Genomic DNA, 4076 nt, shown 5'->3' on the forward strand with positions numbered 1-4076 from the left:
GCGGTCGAAGGATGTCGGACCGTGGGCGGGGCTTACGCCAAGGCGCACGCAATCCGGAGAGATGGACATCGTTGGACAAATCACGCGAGCCGGTGATCGCGGGCTTCGAACCGCGTTGTATCAGGCAGCGATGATCCTGATGCACCGTGGTGCCCCGAACTGGCTGCAATCTTGGGCACTTAAAGTAGCGCACAGGCGTGGAGCGAAGAGGGCCATGATTGCACTTGCTCGACGCATTGGCGTCGTCTTGCACCGCATGTGGATAGACGGCACGCCGTTCCGCTACACGCAGAACTCCGGCGCGACTGCATGAGCGGGAAGCTTCAAGGACAATTCAGAGCGGAGGGTTGAGCTGCGCCTCATGACAGGTACGTCGAGGTCCCTTGCCGGGACGAGGTTCCTGGAGATGCCGAAGGCCCGCAAGTTATCAGCAAATGCTGAATACGCGGGAAAGATGGGCACCCAGGACCAGATTTGGACCAGGCATAGAGTGGCAGCTATGAGGCTGACTACGGACGGAAGAACGAAGCCCGGGTAGGGGGTGTCCCTCAGTCCTGATGTGCGGTTGCAGTGAAAAAGGAAAAGTAAGCTTTTGAATTTGTGCCTTAAAACTCGGTGAAGAATGAGATCTTCGCCGGGATTTTTGACTTGCCCGAAACCCTTGACAGAGGCCCGCCCCATTACGGAAGCGGGCCTTCTGTCGTTGTGATCCCCGAAGCCGGGGATTGGTCACGCGCGTGAAGGCGTAGGCCACACCTCACCCACTTGGAAGGACATCCCATGACCACAAGCTTTGCCCCCCTCACCGTCGCGATCGGCGATCTTACTGCCCATCCCGCCAACGTGCGCAGCAACTCGCCGGAAACCTACGATCCCGAGAACATCGCGCATCTGCAGGCCAGCATCGCTGTGCTGGGCCTGCTCCAGCCGCTCCTCGTCCAGAAGCTCGACGGGAAATACGCCGTGCTTGCCGGTGGCCGTCGCCATGCCGCGCTGAAGGAGCTGGCCGCAGACAAGGCCGCCAAGGGGTTCACGGCCAAAACCAAGATCGACTGCCGCCTGGTGCCGGACGATTGCGACATCACCACGGCCCTGTCGCTCGCCGAAAACATCACCCAGGCGCCGATGAACGCAATCGACGAGTTCGAGGCATTCGCCCGGATGATGGAGGTCGATGGTCAGACGCCCGAGACCATCGCAAAAACCTTCGGCACGACGGTGGCCGCCGTGAAAGGCCGGTTGCGCTACGGGCTGATCCACCCCGATATCCGCGCCGCGGCCCGGGCCAAGGTGATCACGCTCGACACGATGAAGGCCTTTGCCGAGCACCCGAGCCAGGAGGTGCAGCGCGAGGTCTATGAGGCGCTCACCAAGGAAGACAGCTACCTGCAGGCCTACACCGTCCGCCAGGCGCTCAAGTCCCGCGGCGTCCAGGTCAGCGACGATATCGGGGCCTTCGTGCGTGAAGACTACGAGGCCCGCGGCGGAGCGATCGCGGCTGACCTTCTGGAAGAGCATTCCGTGCTTGAGGATGCGGCGCTGGTCGAGACCATCCTGCTCGAAAAGCTCGGTGCCGCTGCCGAAGAGGCCCGCATAAAGCTGGGCTTTGCCTGGGCCGATGCGGTGGTCCGCTACGATTACGCGACCATGGCTGACTACGGTCGCGTCTATCCCGGCTCGATCGAGCCGGATGAGACCGCCCAGAAGCGCATCGATGAGATCACCGCCGAGCTTGAGAAACTGCAGCTCGAGATGGAAGATGAGGGGCTCGAGGACGACGCCTACAACGCTCTCTACGACCGTGTCGACGCTCTGGAAGACGAAGCCCGCGGTCTACAGGAGGCCTACAGCGCCGAGGATCTGGCGCGGTCTGGGGTGATCGCGTCGTGGCAGGGTGGGCAGATCACACTCCATATCGGTCTCGTGCGCCCCGAGGACACCGCGAAAGAGGAGGGCGCGCGTGGCTCTTCAAGCAACCTAACGGGGGAGGAGGCCCCCGATGCCGGAGAAATCACCTACCCGGCCTCGCTGGCCGAGGACCTCAAGACCGAGCGGGCCATGGCACTGGGGGCCGCGATGGCGCTGCATCCCGAGGCCACGCTCGATCTGACGCTCTTCAAGCTGGTGAGCGACGTTCTGGCGAGCGGCATGAGCGTCACGCAGGCGATCAAGGTCGAGGCCCGCAAGGAATACCGCAGCCATGCCAAGATGGACGAGATCGACGAGACCTCGCTCGAGCAGGTGGCGGCGGCGCATGAGGCGCTGGACCTCTCCTGGCTCGATGACACCCGCGCGCCCGCCGATCAGTTCGCGGCGTTTCGCGCGCTGGAGGCTGGGGAGAAGGCCAAGCTCGTCGCCTATGCGACTGCCAGCACGACGCAGTCCTGTTTCGCGCGGGACCGGCAGCGTGACAGCCTGATGCATGAGTTCGAGATCGAGATCATGCCCGACATTCGCGCGCATTGGACGCCGAACGCGGCGCTCTTCAACCGCTTCAAGAAGGCTTGGCTCCTGAAGATCCTCGGCGAGGATTTGGGTCTCGCCCAAGAGGCGGTGACGCTGGCCTCGTCCAGCAAGAAGGAGATTGTCGCCTTCTGCGACAAGCTCTTCGCCGAGCCTTTCGCGACGCTGACGGATGCGCAGCGCGCTGCCGTGGCCGCCTGGTGCCCGCCCATGATGCAGACCGCAGGTGTCGACTGTGATGAGACGGCGCCCATCACGGAAACCCCTGAACCTGACGGCGAGGTCGCGCAAGCGGCCTGAGCCATCACGCGACCCGCGCGAGGTGCAGCGCCCGCGCGGGTCGACCCTTCCACACCCAACGGAAAGACATTCCCATGGCTATTCTCAAGTTCTCCGCCTCCGCTGTGGCGGCGCAAATCACCCATGCACGCGCCTGCAAGACCTTCCTGCCCAACTGGAACGGACCCGTGGACGGACCCGCCTTGATCCTCATCGTCGGCAATGGCGTGCATCTGCGCTCGAACGGTATCGATGGCACGACCACCCGCATCGTCACCACCGAGCAGGCCGATCCTTCCTTCGCCTTCGCCGACGGCATGAATCCGTTTCAGGACACCGACTGGATGGCGCAGCGCCGCATGGCTTTTCGTGATCTGACCGGACAGTTCTACACCGACATTCTCGACGATGTGCAGGCGCTGATTGACAGGGGGCAGGGCACGATCCGGCTCGCCACGGATGGCCACAGCATCCGCGTCTTCGTGCGCCGGGCAGCGGATTATCTCATCGGCGGAGCCTATGATGTACCCTCTGGTCTCGGGGGTACCTTCCGAGTCATCCTCAAGGACGCCTGCGACACCTTCGCGATCGTCCAGAACTGCGGCAATTGCGAGGATTTCGACGCCATGCAGCCCTACCGCGTGCCGCTCGATGCGCTGATGGAACTCGATGATCGGAGGGCGGCTTGATGGGTTGGCTCTTCTACACCGATCGCCGTGTCCAGACCTACGCGGATGAGAAAGCGGAGATTGCCCGGCTCTGCACCTTCGAGGGCGCCACGCGCAAAACTGAACTGGTCAAGGCCTGCAAGGTCGCCTCCACCTGGTATGCGGCGGCAAGGTTCACCAATCTCGACGGCACCGCTGTCGAAGACGCAACCTATGTGACCGATCCGGATGGCTCCATCACTTTCGGGGCTGTCTTCCTCACCCGATACGATGACGGCTGCTGGGGCTACAAGGATATGGAGGAAAGCGCTGGCCCGAACGAGTGTCGTGCTCCCCTTGGGCTGATCGAGCTTCTCTCCGATCTGAAAGACCCGGACAGCTACGCCCAGGACTGGCGCCAGCGTTGCCGGGATTGGGCGTCGATCCCGGACTACGAGGAAGGCGACAAGATCAGGCTCGCCACCCCTGTGACGCTCACCGATGGCAGCACCTGCCAGATCGTCACCGCGACCCACTACAAGCGGGGGCGGCAAAAACGCCGCTGCTACCGGATCGAGGAAACCGGCGGGCTCGTACGCCTCTCGAAGGCCTCGCTTGCGGGCTCGGAGCTGCTCAGCTCCGCGAAGGGCGCGGCCAGTCCTGTGCTGGCGGAGTATCTCGCGGGGC

4 protein-coding genes are annotated in these 4076 nt (G+C 63.3%); all 4 read left to right on the top strand.

Annotated features, from left to right (window positions below; all coding sequences use genetic code 11):
* Positions 1-313: transposase (locus tag GFB49_RS20795; RefSeq protein WP_153218163.1), on the top strand; the 313-nt coding region annotated here is incomplete at its 5' end.
* Positions 314-780: 467 nt separating this feature from the next.
* Positions 781-2763, top strand: a complete 1983-nt coding sequence (locus GFB49_RS20800) for a ParB/RepB/Spo0J family partition protein (RefSeq protein ID WP_153218165.1) — start codon at positions 781-783, stop codon at positions 2761-2763.
* A gap of 74 nt (positions 2764-2837) precedes the next feature.
* On the top strand, positions 2838-3431 hold the full coding sequence (locus GFB49_RS20805) for a regulator (RefSeq protein WP_153218167.1): 594 nt from the start codon (positions 2838-2840) through the stop codon (positions 3429-3431).
* The coding region (locus GFB49_RS20810) for a DUF6927 domain-containing protein (RefSeq protein ID WP_153218169.1) at positions 3431-4076 on the top strand (646 nt) is incomplete at its 3' end. The genes GFB49_RS20805 and GFB49_RS20810, both read left to right, overlap by 1 nt.

The organism is Tritonibacter litoralis (genome assembly GCF_009496005.1).
Taxonomy (GTDB): domain Bacteria; phylum Pseudomonadota; class Alphaproteobacteria; order Rhodobacterales; family Rhodobacteraceae; genus Epibacterium; species Epibacterium litoralis.